Raw genomic sequence first — 21,570 nt, forward strand, 5'->3', positions numbered from 1 at the left:
GTCCGAGGATAAACATTCTCTCGACGTCATCCTCGGGCCTGTCCCGAGTATCTGCAACCGATTGATTTTATTCGACGTGATTAGATCCTCGGCACGAGGCCGAGGATGACGTCGGGGCTGAGGGAATGTCCCAGACGCCCTCCCCCTTAGGACAGACGCTTCAGCGAGGAGGCTTCCGGCTGCGGGCCGGGTTTCGTCGTGTCGTTATTGTCGGCGGATCTGTTGCGCAGCGCCGCATAATAGGCGTTCTTCTGCTCGTACATATTCATATCGGCGCGACGCACCAGAGATTCCATCGTCTCTCCGGCCTCGCTGGTGGCCACACCCAGCGACAGGCTGAGCGGCGCGCTGGAATAGAACTGGTTGTTGATCTTCAGCAATTCATAAACGGTCTCGACCATGGCGGCGGCCACCTGCCTGTCGGCGCCGGGAAGAAGGATCGCGAATTCGTCGCCGCCGATGCGCGCGGCATGGTTCGGCGCGGTCACCACGCCGTTCAGCACCTCGCCCACACGCCGCAACAATGCGTCGCCGGCATCGTGCCCCAGCCTGTCGTTGGCGTCCTTCAGGCCGTTGAGATCGATGACGATGGCCGAAACCGGCCTGAGCGCGCTGCGCTCCAGCCGGTTCAGCTCGTCCGAATAGAAGGCGCGATTGTGCAGCTTGGTCAGCACATCGTGCTTGCCGAGATATTCGAGATAGGCTTCCGCCTTCTTGCGCGCGGTAATGTCCGTCAGCGCCACCTGCACCAGCGACCAGTCGTGCTCATGGCCGGGGAAGACGGAAAAATGCAGGAGCACATGCCGCTCCGAACCGTCAAGCGCGTAATTCACCACCTCGCGATGGTGGGTGAGATTGCCGTTCCAAAGCTCCATCAGCTGTTCCCGGAACGGTTTTTCCATCTCGCCGCGGAAAATATCGCCGAGCCGCTGCAACAGAACCTGCCGGTCCGGCGCGCAGAACAGGTCGAGCGTCGCACGGTTGACGTCGATGACGCGGATTTCGCTCATGCATTGCCGCACGAATTCGGGATGCACATCCATGAACACGCGGAAATCGACGATGCCGCGATCCCTTACCTCCTCGATCAACCGCCGCACCCGGCTGAAATCCTCCACCCACAGGGAAACGGGCGAATGTTTGAACATGCCTTCGGCATAACGGCGGTTGAGAAGTTCCTTGCGGCGCGCCTCCTCCCGCTCCGTCACATCCTCGGTGGTCAAAAGCAGCCGCCCGAGGGTTTCTTCATGGCCGGGAATGACCGCGCCGCGCAACTGGATATCCAGCCGCTTGCCGCCGATTGAATAATTGACCGCGTTGCTGGTGAATTCCGTCTTGCCCGCCCAGAGTTCGGAAAGCTCGTTCACATGGCTTTCCAGCATGTCGTCACGAAAAATCCGATGGAGATTGTCGATGAGATGCGCCTGATCGCGGGCCTCGAACAGTTCCAGCGTTCTGGCATTGACCTTGATCACGCGGATTTTCTGCGAGCAGGCCGCCACTCTCGATAAATCTTCCAGAAGAAACGCCCGGATATCCTCGACGCCCTGCGATCGCCAGATATCGAACTGGCTTTTCACCTCGCTGAAATCCTCGATCCACATCGCCACGGGGGCAAGATTGAAGACATTGGTATCGATTATCTCATTCATACGGGAGGTCTTCTCAAGGATAGCAGGCGAATGCCGAAACGGTGCGGAACAGCGATGGCCGCCCGCATAACCGGATTTATTAGTGATATTCGATTTAACGCAAGCATTTATCGCGCAAACCGCCGGATTGCGCGATAATTCATGGGTTTTGCGGATATGACGCCCGTTACCAGAGCTTCACGTGCCGGTTCACATCCTTGTAGAGCAGGTAACGGAAGCGGCCCGGTCCACCCGCATAGCAGGCCTGCGGGCAATAGGCGCGCAGCCACATGAAGTCGCCCGCCTGCACTTCCACCCAGTCCTCGTTCAGCCGGTAGACGGCCTTGCCTTCCAGCACATAAAGGCCATGTTCCATCACATGGGTTTCCATGAAGGGAATGGTCGCGCCCGGCTCGAAGGTGACGATGTTGAGATGCATGTCGTAACGCACATCTTCCGGATCGATGAAGCGGGTCGTCGCCCATTTGCCGTCCGTATCCGGCATGGCCGACAAAGCGTGCTCATCCTCATGCGTGAAGATCGCCGGCGGAGGCTCCAGCCCCTCGACCGCCTGAAACGCTTTGCGGACCCAGTGGAACTTGACCGGCGCCTTGCCCGAATTGCGAAGCTGCCAGCGGGAACCGGCCGGCAGGAAGGCGAAGGAACCCTCCCGCAACGCATGCTGCACGCCCTCGAATTCCACGGTCATTTCGCCGTCGACAACGAAGATCGCCGCTTCGGCCCGTGCGTCCGGTTCCGGCCGGTCGCTACCGCCGCCCGGCTGCACCTCGACGATATATTGCGCGAAGGTTTCGGAAAAACCGGTCATCGGCCGGGCGATGATCCAGGCCCGGGTGCCAGCCCAGTGCGGCAGCACGCTCGTTACGATATCGGACATGACGGTTTTGGGGATGACCGCATAGGCGGTCTTGAACACCGCCTTGCTCGACAGAAGTTCCGTCTGTCCCGGCAGACCGCCCATATCCGAATAATATCTCTTCATTTCAGCCATTCCATCCTGCAACGCATTCGGCGCGGATTCTTAGGCCCGCGCCGAGGTTTAATCAAATGGTTATTGGCAAGCAGAGACTGGCCCGAAGAACGTCACACCTTCTTACGCATCGTGGCGTAGACGATATTGTGGTTCTCGCCGAAAAACACATCCGCCTCGATGCTTGCAGGATCGGCGCTGGCATTGACGATCCGCCACATATCCGCCTTGGAGCGCAACAGCAGCGCCCAGTTCATGAAGGTTTCCATGTAACCGTCGACGACGATGTCTTCCGAGAAATTGGCGAAGAGGAACATGCCGCCGGGCTTCAGCATTTCCATGCAGCGCCGCGTGAGTTTGATCGCCACGCGGTCGTTCAGATAGTCGTAGAGACCGGCCGCGTAGATCAGGTCGAAAGTGCCGAGTTCCTGCGTGCGCAGGACGATATCGCGCACGGAACCATCGATCGCCTCGATGCAGCTGCCGTTGAAATCGCGGGCGACGGAACCGACGCTCAAGGGGTCCTGATCGAGCGCCACCCAGCGCTTGATTTTGCCCTCTTTCAGCGCCACGGAGGCATCCGCCTCGCGCAGATGGCCGGAAGCGATGGTGAGGATTTCCGTCTCATTACCGTGCCGGGCCGCAGCCTCATCGACGAACCGCGTCAGCAAATCGCGCCGCTCGCGCACGGCGACCGAGGAGCTGGCATCCCTGGTGTAGTCGTAAAGGGCAGCACCGAGCGGCGTGGCGTTATTTACCAGTTCGGCAACGCTGTCGTGGCCATAAATGAAATCGAGCAGCTGCGCATCGCCCGAATAACCCCGCGGCTTTTCGAAAGACCAGCGCGTGAACGGGTCCTCCAGAAAATGGACCGAAACGGGGTGATTCTGCACCAGCGGAATCAGTTCAGCCCACACGCTGGAGTGGAGCTTCTCCCGCAGGGCATGCAGTGCACCCGCCGTTCTATGTATTATCTCACGTGCTGAAACACGATTGTCGAATTGCTGCTGTGCCAATTCGAGAATGAGCGCAATCTCTGCTTTCGCAACTGCGAACTGCTCATCGAATGTTTCCGTTCTGCGTGCAAAAATCTCTTTTGCGACAGTATCCGGGGTAATCAGACTTGCCCCGTCAAGATTTTTCTTCTTTACCCGCACCACTTCAGCCTCCAGTATTAACACATTGTTAACTATACGTTTCTGGGAGACGGAAGGCCACTCGCTTTCGATTTTTGAGCGGTGTAGGGATACATTAGTAGATTAGCGTATTTTTTTGGTCACACTCGTGAAGACGGGAGAAAGCAGATACGCGATTTAGTGAAACTTAATGTTGCGAACGTATGATGCGTTCTTCCTTTCCATGTTCTCCGCACGCATCGGCAGAGATCGACGGGAACCCGCACTGGGTGCGACAGCACACGGAAAAGTGGAATAAGCAGTTACTTAATAAAGTATACGCAACACTATGGGAAAGTGCATGAAGCACACATTGGGAGAGGTGAGTGGACAGCAAGACTATCGGCGGCCGGACTCCCGGTTTTCTGATGAACTCCTTGCCCTTTACCAGCAGGAAGGTGAGCGCAGCCGCCGCGGTTCGATCCGGCGGGGCCTGTGGACCGCTGTCTTCATCTATCTGCTGTTTGCCGCAACCGACATCATTCTGATACCCGACGTCGCTTTTTACACCATTATCGCACGCCTGATTGTTGTCCTGTCATCCCTGCTGACGCTGGAGATTCAGCTAAGCAAGGGCGCCAGCACCACCGCGCTCGATCTCACCTGCGCCACCGCTCTCGTCATGGGCTATATCGGCTGGCTGCTGCCTTCGCTGTTGACCGACAATACCGAAAACATGTCCTATTACATGGTTTTCGGGGCGATCTTCATGATGGGCGCCAATCTGTTTTTCACCTTCCGCTTCCATCTGTCGCTGGTGTCTTCAGGCATCATTCTCGTTACCTATTTTCTGGCGGCAACGCAGTTTCCCGAAGACAGCTTCTACAAGTTCGCCTTCGGCACCTTCTACATATCCTGTTTCGTCTTCACCTCTTACGTGAACTGGAACCTGAACCGGGAGCGCTACCACGTCTTCGTCAACGGGCTGGAGGCGAAGGCCCAGCAGAAGGCGGCCGACGAACGTGGCCAGGCGCTGCTGCGGCTTTCCAATACCGACTCCCTGACGGGCCTGCAGAACCGCCGCGCCATCGACCACCATCTGCGCCTGCTGTGGGACAACTGGATCAGGAAGGAAGAAGGCTTTGCCGTTTTCCTGATCGACGTCGACTTCTTCAAGAAATACAACGACCGTTACGGCCACCAGGAAGGCGACAAGTGCCTGGTGACGGTGGGCAACGCCCTGCAGGATGCGATCACCGAACACGGCGCTTCCATCGGCCGCTATGGCGGGGAGGAATTCATCGTGCTGGCGCCGTTCAAGTCCAAGCAGCAGGTGGGTGAGCTTGCCGAGACGATCCGCCACACCGTTGAAGACCTGTCGCTTGCGCATGACCAGCGCCGGGATGGCACCTTCATCGTCACCGTCAGCATCGGTGCGTCCTTCACCCGTCCCAATGCGGACGGCAAGCTGGAAAAGATCATCAACGAGGCCGACCGCGCGCTCTATATAGCAAAGGGCAATGGCCGCAACTGCATGAAGCTGTTCGATCCGGACGATCCGCAGACCAGCGACGAGACGGAAAACATTGCCGCCCTGCTGAAAATCGCCGTCGCGGAAGATCTCGTTTCCCTCGTCTATCAGCCTATTCTCAACATTTCGACCAACGAGACCGCGGGGGTAGAAGCGCTGATGCGGCTTCGCCTGCTGGATGGCAATCCAGTCGCACCCGGTATTTTCATTCCGATTGCCGAACGCACCGGCACGATCATGGAACTGGGCCTGTGGACCATCAAGACCGTCTGCAAGCAGATACTGGCCGATGACAAGGTGGCGGTCGTCAGTGTCAACGTGTCGCCGATGCAACTGAAAAATCCGGGGTTCGCCACTTCGGTGGCGGCCATTCTCGTGGAGGCGGGAATTGCCGGCAACAGGCTCGCCTTCGAAATCACCGAAGGCGTCGACATGGAAATGCATTCGGACGTGCTGCGTTGTCTGAACGACCTGAAAACGCTCGGCATCAATATCTGGCTGGATGATTTCGGAACGGGTTTTGCCGGCCTTTCCTGGCTGCGCATGACGGATTTCGATACCGTCAAGATCGACCGCTCCTTCCTGCACGACAGTAAGACCCCGCGTGGCCGCGCGATGCTGCAGGACATGATCCGCCTGATCCGCAATCGCGGCCACAAGATTCTGATCGAAGGCGTAGAGACCGAGGAACAGCTGAGGCTCGTGCGTCAGATGGAAATCGACTACGCGCAGGGTTATTATATCGGTCGCCCCATCGGGGCCGAAAGGCTGGGCGCGGCGGCAGCGCCCTATCCGCGCCCAAACATGCTGCTGCGCCCCGCCTGATCATCATGGGATGACGGCGGAACGCCGCCGTCAGCCGCAGGCCGCTTTAATGATAGGCGGGCGGGTTGACCGAGAATTTTGCAGCGAGTTCCGAGAAGGCCGCCCGTGTGACGGGATCGACAGGAGCCCCTTCCCTCTCCCGCCTTGCCGCCACCGCCCACTCCCGGTCACCCGGCGCCATGACCTTGCAATCCTCCCGCACGGGGGATCCGCGCAGGACTTCGAGATAACGTTTCATGCCCTCGTCGAACACCTCGCGCTCCAGGAAGGCTTCCGGCTTCAGCGCCAGAACGAAGGCCCCAAGCCCGCGCGGCGTGGAAAAATCCGGCCCGCCCATGGGAGCGATATCGAAGCTGAGTTTCATGCCTGTGAGAACAGCGCTGAAAATCTCGACCATTCCCGCAAGTGCCGCACCCTTGAAACCGAACTCGCCGCCGACCGGGGCAAGCATTTCAACGGCATGGGGATCGCGGGTATCGACGCCGTCGCCGTCAGAGGCCACACCTTGCGGCAATTGCTGGCCAAGGCTCCGGTAAAGCAGGACACGGTTATAGGGCACCGCGCTGGTGGCCATATCCAGCAGCCAGGACATGTCATCCGCTGCCGGCACACCGATGGCGATGGGGTTGGTGCCGTGGAAACGCATGGCGCCATCATGCAAGCGCACGAAACTATCGGAATTGCAGAAGGTGAGGCCGATATAGCCCTGCCGCGCCGCTTCCAGCGCATAAGCGCCGGCCGGGCCGAAATGCGATGAGTTGCGGATCGCTACCGCGCCAATGCCGAATTTTTCCGCGAGCGCCATGGCGCTGTCCATCGCCGCATAGGTGGCGCGGGCGCCATGGGCATGGTCGGCGTCGATCGTCTCCACCGCGCCGAAGCCCGAAACGCGGCGGATCTGCGGCCGCCGATTGAGACGCCCGCCTTCGAGCGCAGCAATATAATGGGCGAGCAGGCGGACGCCGTGGCTGTCTACACCGAGCCTTGTGCCGTGCATCATGGCGCGCGTCGCCGCATCGGCCGTTTCGTCATCGGTGCCGGCGGCCAGGAAAACGGTGCGGCAAAACCGCTCCAGCTCATCCAGACTCGCCAGAACGGCGGCTTTTTCGTTGCTGTGCGCCATGAGGGAATCCTCCCAATTCCAGAATCCATGCCGCACAAGCTATTCACGGGGCGCGTTTTTGCAATCGAATATCGCGCGCCCGAAGGCTCAATCAGTCTTCCGCTCCGACGGCATCGTAAGAAGAGCGTTCGCCGGCGATAATCGCGCGTTTGCCGACATGGTTGGCAGGCCCGACAATGCCTTCCTGTTCCATGCGCTCGACCAGCGAAGCGGCACGGTTATAGCCGACGGACAGGCGGCGCTGGATATAAGAAGTGGAGCACTTCTTGTCGCGCATCACCACCTTGACGGCCTTTTCATAGAGATCGTCGCTATCGTCCTCACCCATGGCGGTCTTGTCGAAAACAGCGGCTTCTTCTTCCACCTCCTCGTCGGTTTCGTCGGCGTCTTCGGTAACGGTACCGAGATATTCCGGACGTCCCTGCGTCTTCAGATGCGCGACCACCTTCTCCACTTCCTCATCCGAAACGAAAGGACCGTGGACACGGGCGATGCGGCCGCCGCCCATCATGTGCAGCATATCGCCCTGGCCGAGCAGATGTTCCGCGCCCTGTTCACCGAGGATGGTGCGGCTGTCGATCTTCGAGGTCACCTGGAAGGAGATTCGGGTCGGGAAATTCGCCTTGATCGTACCGGTGATGACATCGACCGACGGGCGCTGGGTTGCCATGATGAGATGGATGCCGGCAGCACGCGCCATCTGCGCCAGACGCTGGATCGCGCCTTCGATTTCCTTGCCCGCGACCATCATCAGGTCGGCCATTTCGTCGACGATGACGACGATATAAGGCATGGCCGTGAGGTCCATTTCCTCCTGCTCGTAGACCGCCTCGCCGGTGGCGCGGTCGAAGCCGCTCTGCACGTTGCAGAACACCGTCTCGCCCTTGGCGCGGGCGGCAGCGGCCCTTGCATTGTAACCGTCGATATTGCGTACGCCGAGACGCGACATCTTGCGATAACGGTCTTCCATTTCGCGCACGGCCCATTTCAACGCCATGACCGCTTTTTTCGGATCAGTGACTACAGGCGTCAACAGATGCGGAATACCGTCATAAACGGAAAGCTCGAGCATCTTGGGATCGACCATGATGAGACGGCACTCTTCCGGCTTCAGACGATAGAGCAGCGACAGGATCATGGTGTTGATGGCGACCGACTTGCCGGAGCCGGTGGTGCCGGCGACCAGCAGATGCGGCATCTTCGCCAGTTCGGCGATGACAGGTTCGCCGCCGATGGTCTTGCCGAGGCAAAGCGCGAGCTTCTGGCGGGTCTCGGCGTAGTCTGTCGCTTCGATCAGTTCGCGCAGATAAACCGTCTCGCGCACCGGGTTCGGCAGTTCGATGCCGATGACATTGCGGCCGGGCACGACGGCGACACGGGCCGAGAGCGCCGACATGGAGCGGGCGATATCGTCCGAGAGACCAATGACGCGCGAGGACTTGACGCCGGGGGCGGGTTCGAACTCATACAGCGTGACGACGGGGCCGGGGCGAACGTCGATGATCTCGCCCTTGATGCCGAAATCCTCCAGCACGCTTTCGAGAAGCCCGGCGCTCTGCTCCAGCGCTTCCGGCGTCATGGTCGTGGTCTGCTGGACGCGGGCCTCCTGCAGAAGATCGATGGAGGGGTATTCATATTCCCCCTCGGCGAAGACAGGCGCTTCGCGGAACATCGGTTGCGAGGCCTGGATGGGCGCGCGCGGCGTGAAGCGCGGCTCGGCCGCAATTCTCTCAACCGGCTGAACCTGCTCCACAGGTCTCGGCGTCTCGACAACCATCGGCGCTTCCGCGGCGGGCGGCAGCGCGACTTCCTGTTCCACGACCGGAAGGGCGGCAGGAGCAACGGACTGACGCACGCCGATCTCGCGGTAAAGCCGGATTGCCGAACCGCCCGGCACGGTGACGACAGGAGGTTCGGACGAAAGCACGATCGCAGCGGCTGCCGGCGACACGACGGCGACCGGCGCGACTATCGCTGGCACCGTGACGACCGAATTTGCAAGAACGGCGCGCGTGGACGCGGAAACGCCCTCACTGGCGCCGCCCGGCAGATCGAGCGTCATCACTTCCCAGAAAAGCTCATCCGGCAGATGGGCGGCGAAAGCAGGAATGACAGCCTGAGCGGCCTCGACAGCAGGCGCGACGGATTGCGGCTGAACCGACGGGAATATCTGCGGCACGGGCGCTTCCACGGCTACGGAGATACCCTCCTGAACCGGCATCTGCGCAGCGGCAGCCGCCTCTTCCGCCTGCTTGCGGGCAAGCTCCAGCCGCAATTTGTAAGTCAGCGCTCTGGCTCCCCGGGCCTCCGGCGGCTGCGGCAGAAACGGCATGCGCGGCGGCGGCACGCGCTGCTCCGCCGGCTTCACGAAGGGTTGGGAGACAGGAGCAACCTCCTCCTGCACAGCATGCTGCTGCACCACCGCTTCCTGCTCCACCGTTTCAAGTGGAGCGGCAGCCGGGATTTCCTCTTCCGGAATATTAGGTGTCTCGACAGGCATGCGCCGGGCAAAGGCGCTTTCCGGCGTGCGGGTGAAACGCACATTCGGGCCAAGCACGAAAGCATTCTGCCAGCCGGGCATCTCGGCGCGGCCTTCGATGGCGTCGGCTGCGCTGACATCGGCATTCGGCCGGGGTGCCGCGCCCGCCTTCATTCCCGCCGTCTGCTGACCGGCAACCGACTGGCCGCCGGCATGACGAGCCTTCTCGCTCCCCTCCCCTACGCTATTGGACGAATTCTGGAATCTGGATCGGGAGAAACTCATGGCAGCGTGCACACTCATCATAAACGTACATATTTCGGTCTCCCTGAAATAGAAAATAAAGGTTAATTACCCCTTTCCAAACGGGGCCGCCGAGGCAGATTTTCGCTCCACCCACAGGCGCAACGGGGCACACACGGCCGAAGCATCGGTATCCCAACCACCTAATTTCATTGCGTTAAATCAATTTTCCGGAACATCGCCGCCGGTAGCACCGCAGCAGGAGAAAAGCGTATTACCGCCGGAAAGCATATTGTTTCCGCAAAGGCCCACGCAACGTAAAATCATTGCTGTAAAGCCCGCGAATTAACGTGGACACTGCCGAGGTTGCAGTCTTAAGATCGGCCGCCGCGGACCAAGTGGAAAGGCCCGCCCAGCCCTCATTTCTGGAGTGAATCATGTCGCCTGTCCACCTGTCCCGCCGCTCGCTTCTCAAGACGTCACTCCTTCTTGCCGCAACCACGGGTTTGGCGGGCATCGCCGCCGCGCAGCAGACGGCACCCGGCGGAAGGCTGATCGTGGCGGCCGATTCGGAGCCGAAGAACCTCAACCCGGCGATCGTCGCCTCAAACGGCGTGTTTTATATCGCCAGCAAGATCATCGAGCCGCTGGCCGAAGCCTCCTTCGATGGCAAGGACGGGCTCGCGCCGCGGCTTGCGACCGAATGGCAGGGATCGGATGACGGTCTCAGCGCCACTTTCAAACTGCGCGAAGGCGTGTCCTGGCATGACGGCAAGCCGTTCACCTCGGCGGATGTGGCCTTTTCGGCGCTCTCCATCTGGAAGCCGTTACAGAATCTCGGACGGCTGGTCTTCGCCAATCTCGAGAAGGTCGATACGCCGGATGAACACACGGCAATCTTCCGCTTCTCCAAGCCGACGCCCTTCCAGCTCATCCGCAACGCGCTGCCGGTCGTTACCAGCGTCGTGCCGAAACATCTTTATGAAGGCGCCGATATCACCACCAACCCGGCCAATACCAAACCGGTCGGCACCGGGCCTTTCGTCTTTGCCGAATACAAGCCTGGCGAATATTATCGCCTGACCCGCAACCCCAATTACTGGGGCAAGGGTGAACCGCAGCTCGAAGAGATCATCTACCGCGTCCTGCCGGACCGGGCGGGTGCGGCTTCCGCGCTCGAAGCAGAGGAAATCCAGCTCGCCGCTTTCTCCGCCGTGCCTCTGGCCGATCTCGACCGCATCTCAAAGGTGGCGGGCATCAAGGTCATTGCCGATGGCTACGAGGCGCTGACCTATCAGTTGGTGGTGGAAATCAACCATCGCCGCAAGGAACTGGCCGATCTCAAGGTCAGAAAGGCCATCGCCCACGCCATCGACAAAAAATTCGTCATCGACAAGGTCTTCCTCGGTTACGCCACGGCATCCACAGGCCCGGTGCCGAAGAACGCCCCTGAATTCTACACCGACGATGTCGAGACCTATGATTTCGATGTGGCCAAGGCCAATGCCCTGCTGGACGAGGCGGGTTATGCGCGCGGCCCGAACGGAACACGTTTCTCGCTGAAACTTCTGCCGGCGCCCTATTTCAACGAAACCAGGCAGTTCGGTTCCTATCTTCGTCAGGCGTTACAGGAAATCGGCATCGATGCCGAGTTGGTCAATAATGATTCAGCCGCTCACCAAAAGGCTGTCTACACCGATCATGCCTTCGATCTCGCCATCGCGCCGCCGGTCTTCCGCGGCGACCCGGCAATTTCCACCACCATTCTCGTGCGTTCCGGCATTCCGGCGGGCGTCGGCTTCTCCAACCAGGGCGGTTACGAGAACAAGACGCTGGACGAATTGATCGACAAGGCGGCGATAACGGTCGACACCGCCGCGCGCACGGCGCTTTACAAGGATTTCCAGAAGCAGGTCGCCGCCGATCTGCCGCTGATCAACGTTGCCGAATGGGGCTTCATCACGGTTGCGCGCGATACCGTCAAACATGTCGCCAGCAATCCCCGCTGGGCCGTTTCCAACTGGGCGGATACGGCGGTCGATACGTAAGGACGCATCGTGAAGCGTGCAGTAACATTGCTGAAGCGAAGGGCAGTCAGCGCCATTCCGGTGCTGCTGATCGTTCTCATCTTCACTTTCGTACTGCTTGAAAATGCATCCGGAGACGCGGTAGACGCCTATCTCGTCTCCATCGGCGGCGGCGATGCCGGGCTCAGGGATGTGTTGCGCGAACAATACGGCCTGAACGGTTCGGTGCTGGCCCGTTTCTGGCTCTATGCCAGCTCGGTGCTGCGGCTCGATCTCGGCTGGTCGCTTGCCTTCGACCGGCCGGTGCTGGGGCTGATCCTCGAACGGCTGCCGAACACGCTTCTCCTGATGGGCAGCGCCACCGCATTCGCCTTCATCCTCGGCACCGGGCTTGGCATCGTGGCCGGTGCGCGTCCCGGGGGGCTGACGGATCGCGTGCTTTCAACGCTTTCGCTGGCGCTTTACGCCACGCCCGGCTTCTGGCTCGGCCTCGTGCTGGCCATCGTCTTTGCCGTTCAACTCAAATGGCTGCCCACCTCAGGCATCGAAACCATCGCCTCGGGCAAGCAGGGATTTGCAAGGGCGCTCGATATTGCCCGCCATCTCGTGCTGCCGGTCGCCAGCCTCGGCCTCATTTATCTCGCGCTTTTCCTGCGTGTCATGCGCACTGCCATGGCGGCGGTATGGCCACTGGACTTCGTGCTTTTTGCTCAATCCAAGGGGCTTTCCAAACGGCGGATCGTGCTGCGCCATGTCGCGCGCAATGCCGCTCTTCCGCTTGTCACCGTGCTTGGCCTGCAGGCCGCAACCATGCTGGGCGGCAGCGTGGTGATCGAAAGCGTCTTCGCGATTCCCGGTTTCGGCCGGCTGGCGCAGGAGGCAGTCAGCGGCCGCGATACGCCGCTTTTAATGGGCATTATTCTGACAAGCGCCGTTTTCGTCATTCTCGTCAATCTCGCCGTCGATATTGTCTATGCCGTTCTCGATCCGCGCATCGGCAGCGGGGAGCGACAGGCATGAGTTTCGCTCTCCGGCTGCTGCGCAGTTTCGAAGGCGCCACGGGCACCATCATTCTGGTGCTGCTTGCCATGACAGCGCTCGCCGCCCCCCTCCTCTTTCCGGGCGACCCGCTGGCCATTGTCGGCGAGCCGCTGATTGCGCCGTTTACGGATGCCGCCCTGCCGCTGGGCACCGACCGGCTGGGCCGCAATGTGCTGGCCGAGCTTGCCCATGGCGCGCAGGCCTCCCTGCTCGTCGGCATGGGCGCCGCCGCCGCCGCGCTGGTGATCGGCACCGTCATCGGCACCATCGCCGGTTTTGCGGGCGGTCTCGTGGATGAAGCATTGATGCGCGTCACCGACGCCTTCCAGATCGTGCCGAATTTCCTGCTCGCGCTCGCCTTCGTCAGCACCATCGGCCCCTCAATGCCCATCGTCATTCTCGCCATTGCGCTCGGCGCATGGGCGGATCCGGCGCGGCTGATGCGGGCGCAGGTGTTGAGCATCCGTGAGCGCGATTATGTTCAATCCGCCCGCGCCATCGGCATGCATCCGCTGGAGATCGCCTTCAGGCAAATCCTGCCCAACGCCTTGCCGCCGGTTCTGGCGCTGGCCGCCATCATTGTCGCAGCAGCCATTCTCACCGAAGCGGCCCTTTCCTTCCTCGGGCTTGGCGATCCGAATATCGTCACCTGGGGTTCGATGATCGCCGAAGGACGCAACGTCCTGCGCTCAGCCACGTTTTTGTCCATCATCCCCGGCATCGGCCTTCTGGTCACCGTTCTCGGCGTTTACCTTCTCGGCGAAGGCATCAACAGGGCGATGGCGACGAGGAGGCAAGCGCCATGAGCGGAAATGCGCTGTGCCGGATCGACGATCTCAGCGTTTTTTATGCGGCGGGCGATGCACCGGCCTTGCAGAATGTTTCGCTGACGATCCGGCAGGGGCAGAGGCTGGCGATCATCGGCGAAAGCGGTTCGGGAAAATCCACGCTCGGCAGAGCCATTGCCGGGCTTCTTCCCGGCAATGCCCGGGTTTCCGGCGATATTTCCTGGAGCCGCGATAGCGGCCTGTTTCACGGCAGGCCACAGCCCGGACGCGATATCGGCACGATCTTTCAAGATACCGGCGCGACACTCAACCCGGTTCTCACCATCGGCGAACAGGTGGCGGAAGGCGCCGTGCGGCATCTCGGCCTGTCATGGAGGCAAGCGCGCGATCTTGCCCGCGATCTTCTGGAGCGAGTGCGGCTGCCGCATCCTTCCCATCTGCTCACCGCCTATCCGCACCAGCTTTCCGGCGGCCAGAGGCAGCGCGTGGCGATTGCCGCCGCCATTGCCGCCAGTCCTTCGATCCTGATTGCCGACGAGACCACAAGCGCACTCGATACGGTCAGTCAGGCCGCCATCGCCACGCTGCTGGACGATCTGGTGCGGCAGGAAAACAAGACGCTGGTGTTCATCACCCATGATATCGGCCTTGCTTCCAGCCTTGCCGACGAGATCGCGGTTCTGCGCGCGGGGCTGCTGGTGGAACACGGCCCGACGCGGCGGGTGCTTTCCGCACCCAGCCATGACTATACGCGTGCGCTGCTTGCCGATTATCTCGATCTCTCCACCCCGCCGCTCATCGGCGAGGCCGCGTCATGAACGAAGCCCTTCTGAGTGTCGACGGACTGTCGAAAACCTATCGCACCGGCGCAAGAACGGTGGCGGCGCTTTCCGACATCTCCTTTTCGCTTCAGCCGGGCGAGACCATGGGGCTTGCCGGTCCCTCCGGCTGCGGGAAATCGACACTGGCGCGCATTCTGATGCGGCTGATCCCGGCCGATGAAGGCACGATCCATTTCAAAGGCCGCGACTGGCTGGCGCTTGACGGCGGCACGCTTCGCGCCGCCCGCCGGCATATGCAGATGGTGTTTCAGGACACGCATGGCGCCTTCAATCCGCGCGCCAGCGTCGAGGATGCCATCGGCGAGCCGTTGCGCATCCATCGCATGGTCAAAAGACGCGAGCGTACGGCGGAAATACGCCGCCTTCTCGAGCGCGTGGGCCTGCCCGCCAGCTATGCCGGCCGCTCGGTCTTCGAGCTTTCCGGCGGCCAAAGGCAACGTGTCGCGATTGCACGGGCCATTGCGCTCAAACCGTCGCTTCTCATTCTGGACGAAGCTGTCTCCGCGCTCGATGTTTCGGTTCGCCGGCAAATCCTCGAACTGCTGGTGGAAATACAACGCGAGACGACCGTTTCCTGTATTTTCGTTTCCCATGATCTCGCGGTCATCCGGGCCGTCTGCCACCGCGTCGCCATCATGGAAGCGGGGCGGATCGTTGAAATCGGCAGGACAGGAAATATCGTCTCGGCGCCGCAATCCTCGACCGCCAGAACCCTGATCGACGCCGCGCCGCGCCTGACCATTGCCACGTAAGGAAAAGACATGCCCGTTCCGGATTATGCATTGCTGCTCGACCCACCCGCTTTTCCCGCGGAGCATTACGCCATTCTGGCTGACCGGCTGGCAGCCTTGATGGGCACGGGGAACGACGTCCTTCTCATACAGGCGGAAGCCGTGCTGGCACTCGAGGCGGCGGCGACGAGCCTTGCCCGATCGGGCCTTAGAGCGCTCAACATCGTCACCAGCCCCTATGGCGCATGGTTCGGCGGCTGGCTCGCGAGAGGCGGCGCGACGGTGCGCAACCTGACCGCCAGCCCGGCAAAGCCGGTCACGCTGGAGGAGGTGGAGCGGGCGCTGAACGAGGGTCCGGGCTTCGATCTTCTCGCCATCGTCCATGCGGAATCCGCGAGCGGCATTCTCAACCCCCTGCCCGCCATTGCCGCGCTCGCTCGGGGAAAGGGTATCGTCACGCTCGTTGATGCCGTCGCCTCCATCGGCGGACATGCCTTCGAGGTCGACCGGCTGGGCATCGATATCGCCGTGATCGGCCCGCAAAAGGCGCTGGCCGGCCCGGCCGGGGTTTCCGCCATTTCCGTCAGCGAAAAAGCGTGGGAGCTTCTTTCCCATGGTAGTGCGCCGGAAAACTCCATGCTCTCGCTTATGGACCAGAAGAAGCTCTGGCTCGATTCCGGCCGCGGCGTCCTGCCCGGAACGCCCGCTCCGCTGGAATTCTACGCGCTGGAGGCCGCCCTCGACCGGATAGAGGCGGAAGGTCTGGCATCCGCCAATGAACGCCATGAAAGAGCGGCGGCGGCCACCCGGAACGGCATCAGGGCGCTCGGTATTCCGACCTGGGTGGAGGAGGCACACGCCTCCGCCCTCGTTTCCACGGCGATCCTGCCGGATACCGTGGAGGCCAAGGCGTTCCTCGTCGCGGCGTCCCAAAAGCAAGGCGCGGATATTTCCGCCGGTGTCGGCCCCGGCGCGGAACGGTTGATAAGGCTCAATCACACCGGTCGGCGGGCGCATCCGGAGGCGGTGAAAGCCAATATCGCGGCCTTCTCCAGCGCCCTGAAAAGCCTCGGCCATGCCGCAGATACCGATTCCGCACTGGAAGCGACTGAAAAGGTCTATTCTGACGCCCCTGCCAACGGCGTTTAACGCCGTTAATAAACGTTCATTGCGCCAAATCCGGCAGCGTTGGAATGTCAGTCACGACATTGTTGTTAAAAATGGTAGACAAATTCCTCGGCCAATCTTGACGAAATCATGGCAACGCGCGAAACTTAACGCTACGTTAACTCGCGTGAAGAAGGGAAATGGCCATGGTAGCAGGGTTCAATATGCTCTCCTTTGACCTCTTTGGCATCGGCCGAAGGATGCCCGTCGTCAATGAGCGGGTGGAGACCGAGTTTCAGGACAAAACCCCGCGCAGACCCGATGACGAGTCGCACGACGACGACCGCGATCAGGAATATGAACTGTTCTTCTGGTCGCTTTACCCGGTGATCTGAGCCATTCACAGCGGCTTGCAGCCATGAGCCTTGCCAAGGGCCGCCGGTTCATTCAATGATTGCCGCATGCGCCGGCCCGAAAAGAACTCTGCGAACAGAGACTTGCAACTGTTGCGCCGCCTTCTGCGGGCCAAGGATCATATGGACGCGGCGCCCCATGAGGCGTGGCCTGTTTCACGCCTTGCAAGCGTCAGCGGCGCCTCGCAGGCGCACTTCGCGAGATCGTTTCGCGATGCTTTCGGCATCCCCCCTCACCGCTATCTGCTGACCCGCCGGGTGGAGCGCGCCGTGGCGCTGTTGCGTGACACGGATATTCCGGTCATCGAGATCGCGCTGCAAACCGGCTGGAACAGCATCGGCACGTTCGGCCGTGTTTTCCGCGACGTGACCGGGGAAAATCCGAGTGAATTGCGGCGCAGGATGCGGCTTTTGCCTGCCGACCTTGAGCAGGTTCCCCATTGCTTCGTCAGCGCCGCGCATCGTCCCCATCTCACAATCGCAGTTTCGGAGAAGCGCCGGCGAACGGAAAGCGGTAGGCACGGTGAGTGAAAGGGAGATAGCTCATGAAAAATGGTGTTCAACTTGTCGGGCTTTATGTTCATGACCAGGACGAAGCGCTGCAATTTTATGTCGAAAAAGTCGGATTTCGTCTGCATACGGACGCACGCAACGGCGATTATCGTTGGTTGACCGTGCAGCACCCGGACCAGCCGGATTTCCAGCTGGGCCTGTTTCGGCCGCAGGCCCCAACCGTTGACGAGGCGACGGCGCAGGATCTGAACGAAGCCGTGGCCAAAGGCGCCATGCCGCCGCTGGTTCTGGTGGTCGAGGATTGCCAGAAAGCCTTTGACGCCATGCACAAACGCGGCGTCGAATTCACCCAGGAACCGATCGCCCGCTACGGCTCGGTGGATGCGAGCTTCCGCGATCCTTCCGGCAATGGCTGGAAGCTCGTTCAGGCCCGCTGAAGCGCCGATGTGTCATATTCCATCATGGATGTTTTTTCCTGGGGGCAACTTTGATCTTGCGAAACTGGATAAGGCAGAGCCATCGGTGGCTGGGCATTCTGCTGAGCGTCACGATTCTGGCGAACTTCGCTTCGATGGCCTTCGGCCCGACGCCGCCGATGATCGTCTTTGCTCCGCTGATTCCGCTGACTTTGCTTGTTTTCAGCGGGCTGTACATGTTCTTCCTGCCATATCTGGGAAAGCCGCCAGCCCCATCGGAGAAGTAGGCAGGTAAGCAATGATGCTATCGCAATCTTCGGCTGCCCGTGCAGTTTATGCGGTTGCGAAGCACGGTATTCAAAATGTTTCGGCCCCGGGTTTTACCCCGGGGCCGATTAAAAAGCGGTCGGCCGAAACTACCTGACCTTAGTGGTTGTCGCGCGGCAGGCCCTTGGTCTGGGCGATGCGCTGATACTTCACGGCCGGTTCCAGAACCGCGCCGGTTTCCATCTGGCTGACGATACCGCGCTGGATTTCCTGCCATGGAGTCTGGTGATCGGGGAACTTGTAACCGCCCTCGGCGGAAAGCGCCTCGTAACGCTTGGCCAGTTCCTCGCCGGAAATCAGGATATCCGCCTTGCCGCGGCCCACATCGATGCGGACGCGGTCACCCGTCTGCAGAATGGCAAGACCGCCGCCGGCCGCCGCTTCGGGCGAAGCGTTGAGGATGGACGGGCTGCCCGAAGTGCCGGACTGGCGGCCGTCGCCGATGCAGGGCAGCGAATTGACGCCTTCCTTCAGGAGATAATCCGGCGCGCGCATGTTCACCACTTCCGCCGCACCCGGATAACCGATAGGTCCCGCGCCGCGCATGAAGAGGATGGTATTGGCGTCGATCTTCAGCGACGGATCGTCGATGCGGTGATGGTAGTCCTCCGGACCGTCGAACACCACGGCGCGGCCTTCGAAGGCTTCCGGATCGTTCGGGTTGGAGAGGTAACGATTGCGGAACTCTTCCGAAATCACGCTCGTCTTCATGATAGCGGAGGAGAACAGGTTGCCGCGCAGAACGCGGAAGCCGGCGCGCTCCTTGAGCGGCTGCTCATAGGGGCGGATGACCTTCTCGTCTTCGATGATCGCGCCACGGCAGTTTTCGCCGATGGTCTTGCCGTTGACGGTCATGGCGTCTTCCATGATCAGTCCCTGGGTCATCAGCTGGTTGACGACGGCGGGAACGCCGCCGGCATGGTAATAATCCTCGCCGAGATATTCGCCAGCCGGCTGCAGGTTGACGAGCAGCGGCACATCTTCGCCATAGGTCTGCCAGTCATCCACGGTCAGCTCGACGCCGACGTGACGTGCGAGGCCGTTCAGGTGGATCGGCGCATTGGTGGAGCCGCCGATGGCCGAGTTGACGCGGATGGCGTTGATGAAGGCATCCTTGGTCATGATATCGGAAGGCTTCAGGTCTTCCTTGACCATTTCGACGATGCGCAGGCCGGTAAGGTAGGAAACTTCCTGACGGTCACGGTAAGGCGCCGGGATGGCGGCGGAGCCCGGAAGCTGCATGCCGAGCGCTTCGGCAAGCGAGTTCATGGTCGTCGCCGTGCCCATGGTGTTGCAGTAACCGGTGGAGGGAGCCGACGAGGCGACGAGCTTGACGAAGCCCTGGTAATCGATCTCGCCCTTCGCCAGCAGTTCGCGCGCCTTCCAGACGATGGTGCCGGAACCGGTGCGCTCGCCACGGAACCAGCCGTTCAGCATGGGGCCGACGGAAAGGGCGATGGCCGGAATGTTGACGGTGGCCGCCGCCATAAGACAGGCAGGCGTGGTCTTGTCGCAGCCGATGGTCAGAACGACGCCATCGAGCGGATAGCCATAAAGCACTTCCACGAGGCCGAGATAGGCAAGGTTACGGTCGAGACCGGCGGTCGGGCGCTTGCCGGTTTCCTGGATCGGATGCACCGGGAATTCGATGGCGATGCCGCCCGCTTCACGGATGCCTTCGCGCAGGCGGTTCGCCAGTTCCAGATGGTGGCGGTTGCAGGGCGAAAGGTCCGAACCGGTCTGCGCAATGCCGATGATCGGGCGATCGGACTGAAGCTCGGCCTGGCTCAGACCGAAGTTCATGTAACGCTCAAGATAAAGCGCGGTCATATCCGCGTTGGCGGGATTGTCGAACCACGCGCGCGAACGAAGCTTGCCTTGGGTTGCAGGCAGATTGTCGGATTTGGTCATTATGCAGGTCTCCAGCCGGAAGTGGCCAACGGTAAAATATTACGAAATGCGACAAGCTTATGTTGTGCGCAAGGAAAATGGAATCAGCTTTCGGAGATCACGCATAACCGACAGAGCAGCCCCAGACGAGTGATTTGGAGCTGTTCTTCGGCTTTAACCGAATATTTTTCGGCATTTACGATGATACCGGTGTCGCGCAACGGCCTCTTCCTCCCTGCCTTGCCGGAATGCGTCTGGCCCGATGGCCCGGCACTCCGCCTCAGTCTGATCTCTTTATTTGTATTACTATTAGATGCTGTCATTGGCTGTCAAGCCACGTCACGGGCCATTTTCGGCGTGTTCAGACAGGGAAAGAGTATAATTGATTTCCGCACAAACCATTGATTCATTGTATTTTATGACAAAATTTAGTCACAGTTCGTGAAAGCCAAATTGCGAAAAGGCTAAAAAACCACTTTTCAAGAGTATTACTATATGCTCATAGTGTCGCCGTCACGCTGACATCATCTCTGGGAGGATAAGATGAGAAAAGCTCTTGCGGCATTCACTGTCGCCGTTTCCGCATGCCTTGCATCCAGTGTTTCCGCACAATCGCTTACCGTCGGCTTCTCGCAGATCGGTTCGGAATCCGGCTGGCGCGCGGCTGAAACAACCGTCACCAAGCAGCAGGCGGAGAAGCGCGGCGTCACGCTGAAATTCGCCGACGCGCAGCAAAAGCAGGAAAATCAGATCAAGGCCGTTCGCGGCTTCATCGCGCAGGGCGTCGATGCGATCCTGATCGCTCCGGTCGTCGCAACCGGCTGGGACGCCGTGCTGAAGGAAGCCAAGGAAGAAAAAATCCCTGTCATCCTGCTCGACCGCCAGATCGAGGCTTCGGACGATCTTTACCTCACCGCCGTAACCTCCGATCAGGTTCATGAAGGCAAGGTTGCCGGCGACTGGCTGGTCAAGGATGTCGGCTCCAAGGACTGCAAGGTCGTTGAATTGCAGGGCACGACCGGCTCTTCGCCCGCCATCAACCGCAAGAAGGGCTTCGAAGAGGCGATTGCCTCGCACAAGAACATCAAGATCGCGCGCTCGCAGACGGGTGACTTCACCCGCACCAAGGGCAAGGAAGTGATGGAAAGCTTCATCAAGGCCGAAGGCGGCGGCAAGGATATCTGTGCGGTCTACGCTCATAATGACGACATGGCCGTCGGCGCGATCCAGGCGATCAAGGAAGCCGGCCTGAAACCCGGAACCGACATCAAGGTCGTTTCCATCGATGCCGTGCCTGATATCTTCAAGGCCATGGCGGCCGGCGAAGCCAACGCCACCGTCGAACTGACGCCTGACATGGCCGGCCCCGCTTTCGACGCGCTCGAAGCCTATCTGAAGGACAAGAAGGCCCCGCCGAAGTGGATTCAGACCGAATCCAAGCTCTACACGGCGTCCGACGACCCGATGAAGGTCTACGAGGCGAAGAAGGGTCTGGGTTACTGACAACCCATTCTTCGGAAGGAGCGGCGCGTCGTTC

General features: G+C 60.5%; 18 protein-coding genes. 11 read left to right on the forward strand and 7 right to left on the reverse strand.

Translation table 11 applies throughout. From position 1 onward, the window contains the following. Positions 1-146 precede the first annotated feature (146 nt). From L901_RS12895 to L901_RS12905, 3 genes are all read right to left on the reverse strand, one after another. A complete protein-coding gene (locus L901_RS12895) occupies positions 147-1,652 on the reverse strand; it encodes a sensor domain-containing diguanylate cyclase (protein ID WP_059757271.1) in 1,506 nt (501 codons plus the stop codon). A 166-nt stretch (positions 1,653-1,818) separates the two neighbouring features. Continuing rightward, entirely contained in the window at positions 1,819-2,643 is an 825-nt protein-coding gene (locus L901_RS12900; RefSeq protein ID WP_059757273.1) for a bifunctional allantoicase/(S)-ureidoglycine aminohydrolase, read from the reverse strand. Between the two features lie 92 nt (positions 2,644-2,735). Then, entirely contained in the window at positions 2,736-3,782 is a 1,047-nt protein-coding gene (locus L901_RS12905; RefSeq protein WP_059757277.1) for a class I SAM-dependent methyltransferase, read from the reverse strand. 316 nt (positions 3,783-4,098) lie between these two features. Between L901_RS12905 and L901_RS12910 the strand changes: the two genes are divergently transcribed. Then, positions 4,099-6,093: a bifunctional diguanylate cyclase/phosphodiesterase gene (locus L901_RS12910; RefSeq protein WP_059757281.1), complete on the forward strand. Its 1,995-nt coding sequence runs from the start codon at positions 4,099-4,101 to the stop codon at positions 6,091-6,093. 46 nt (positions 6,094-6,139) lie between these two features. Here the strand turns inward: L901_RS12910 and L901_RS12915 are convergent, their stop codons facing one another. Together L901_RS12915 and L901_RS12920 are read right to left on the reverse strand one after the other, a co-directional pair. After that, positions 6,140-7,216, reverse strand: a complete 1,077-nt coding sequence (locus tag L901_RS12915; RefSeq protein WP_059757284.1) for an Ldh family oxidoreductase — start codon at positions 7,214-7,216, stop codon at positions 6,140-6,142. 91 nt (positions 7,217-7,307) lie between these two features. Beyond that, positions 7,308-10,001 carry a DNA translocase FtsK gene (locus tag L901_RS12920; protein ID WP_059757287.1) on the reverse strand — a complete coding sequence of 898 codons (2,694 nt, stop codon included), beginning with the start codon at positions 9,999-10,001 and terminating at the stop codon, positions 7,308-7,310. A gap of 374 nt (positions 10,002-10,375) precedes the next feature. Between L901_RS12920 and L901_RS12925 the strand changes: the two genes are divergently transcribed. The 9 genes from L901_RS12925 (at position 10,376) to L901_RS12965 (ending at position 17,837) form a co-directional block, all read left to right on the forward strand. After that, positions 10,376-11,986: an ABC transporter substrate-binding protein gene (locus L901_RS12925; protein ID WP_059757290.1), complete on the forward strand. Its 1,611-nt coding sequence runs from the start codon at positions 10,376-10,378 to the stop codon at positions 11,984-11,986. A gap of 9 nt (positions 11,987-11,995) precedes the next feature. Continuing rightward, positions 11,996-12,985, forward strand: coding sequence for an ABC transporter permease (locus L901_RS12930; protein ID WP_059757292.1), 990 nt, complete (start codon positions 11,996-11,998; stop codon positions 12,983-12,985). Then, complete coding sequence (locus L901_RS12935; RefSeq protein ID WP_059757295.1) at positions 12,982-13,812, forward strand: ABC transporter permease; 831 nt, start codon at positions 12,982-12,984, stop codon at positions 13,810-13,812. The genes L901_RS12930 and L901_RS12935 overlap by 4 nt, the downstream gene beginning before the upstream one ends. Then, complete coding sequence (locus L901_RS12940; RefSeq protein WP_059757298.1) at positions 13,809-14,612, forward strand: ABC transporter ATP-binding protein; 804 nt, start codon at positions 13,809-13,811, stop codon at positions 14,610-14,612. Before L901_RS12935 ends, L901_RS12940 begins: the two co-directional genes overlap by 4 nt. Next, on the forward strand, positions 14,609-15,388 hold the full coding sequence (locus L901_RS12945) for an ABC transporter ATP-binding protein (RefSeq protein WP_059757301.1): 780 nt from the start codon (positions 14,609-14,611) through the stop codon (positions 15,386-15,388). Before L901_RS12940 ends, L901_RS12945 begins: the two co-directional genes overlap by 4 nt. 9 nt (positions 15,389-15,397) lie before the next feature. Then, complete coding sequence (locus tag L901_RS12950) at positions 15,398-16,516, forward strand: alanine--glyoxylate aminotransferase family protein (RefSeq protein ID WP_059757304.1); 1,119 nt, start codon at positions 15,398-15,400, stop codon at positions 16,514-16,516. Between the two features lie 158 nt (positions 16,517-16,674). After that, a complete protein-coding gene (locus L901_RS27405; protein ID WP_003523745.1) occupies positions 16,675-16,869 on the forward strand; it encodes a hypothetical protein in 195 nt (64 codons plus the stop codon). A 66-nt stretch (positions 16,870-16,935) separates the two neighbouring features. Beyond that, the gene (locus L901_RS12960; protein ID WP_059757308.1) at positions 16,936-17,418 is read left to right on the forward strand and encodes a helix-turn-helix domain-containing protein; all 483 of its coding nucleotides are present in this window, start codon (positions 16,936-16,938) and stop codon (positions 17,416-17,418) included. Between the two features lie 14 nt (positions 17,419-17,432). Then, positions 17,433-17,837, forward strand: coding sequence for a VOC family protein (locus L901_RS12965; protein WP_003523747.1), 405 nt, complete (start codon positions 17,433-17,435; stop codon positions 17,835-17,837). Between the two features lie 22 nt (positions 17,838-17,859). Here L901_RS12965 and L901_RS27930 read toward each other — a convergent pair whose 3' ends face one another. Together L901_RS27930 and L901_RS12975 are read right to left on the reverse strand one after the other, a co-directional pair. Then, the gene (locus L901_RS27930; RefSeq protein ID WP_059757311.1) at positions 17,860-18,054 is read right to left on the reverse strand and encodes a hypothetical protein; all 195 of its coding nucleotides are present in this window, start codon (positions 18,052-18,054) and stop codon (positions 17,860-17,862) included. Positions 18,055-18,242: 188 nt separating this feature from the next. Beyond that, positions 18,243-20,054, reverse strand: a complete 1,812-nt coding sequence (locus L901_RS12975) for an IlvD/Edd family dehydratase (RefSeq protein ID WP_020809448.1) — start codon at positions 20,052-20,054, stop codon at positions 18,243-18,245. 522 nt (positions 20,055-20,576) lie between these two features. On the opposite strand from L901_RS12975, the gene ytfQ reads away from it, so the two are divergent. Beyond that, entirely contained in the window at positions 20,577-21,536 is a 960-nt protein-coding gene (ytfQ, locus tag L901_RS12980) for a galactofuranose ABC transporter, galactofuranose-binding protein YtfQ (protein WP_020809449.1), read from the forward strand. Positions 21,537-21,570 lie beyond the last annotated feature (34 nt).

The organism is Agrobacterium sp. D14 (assembly GCF_001526505.1).
GTDB classification, from domain to species: Bacteria; Pseudomonadota; Alphaproteobacteria; order Rhizobiales; family Rhizobiaceae; genus Agrobacterium; species Agrobacterium leguminum.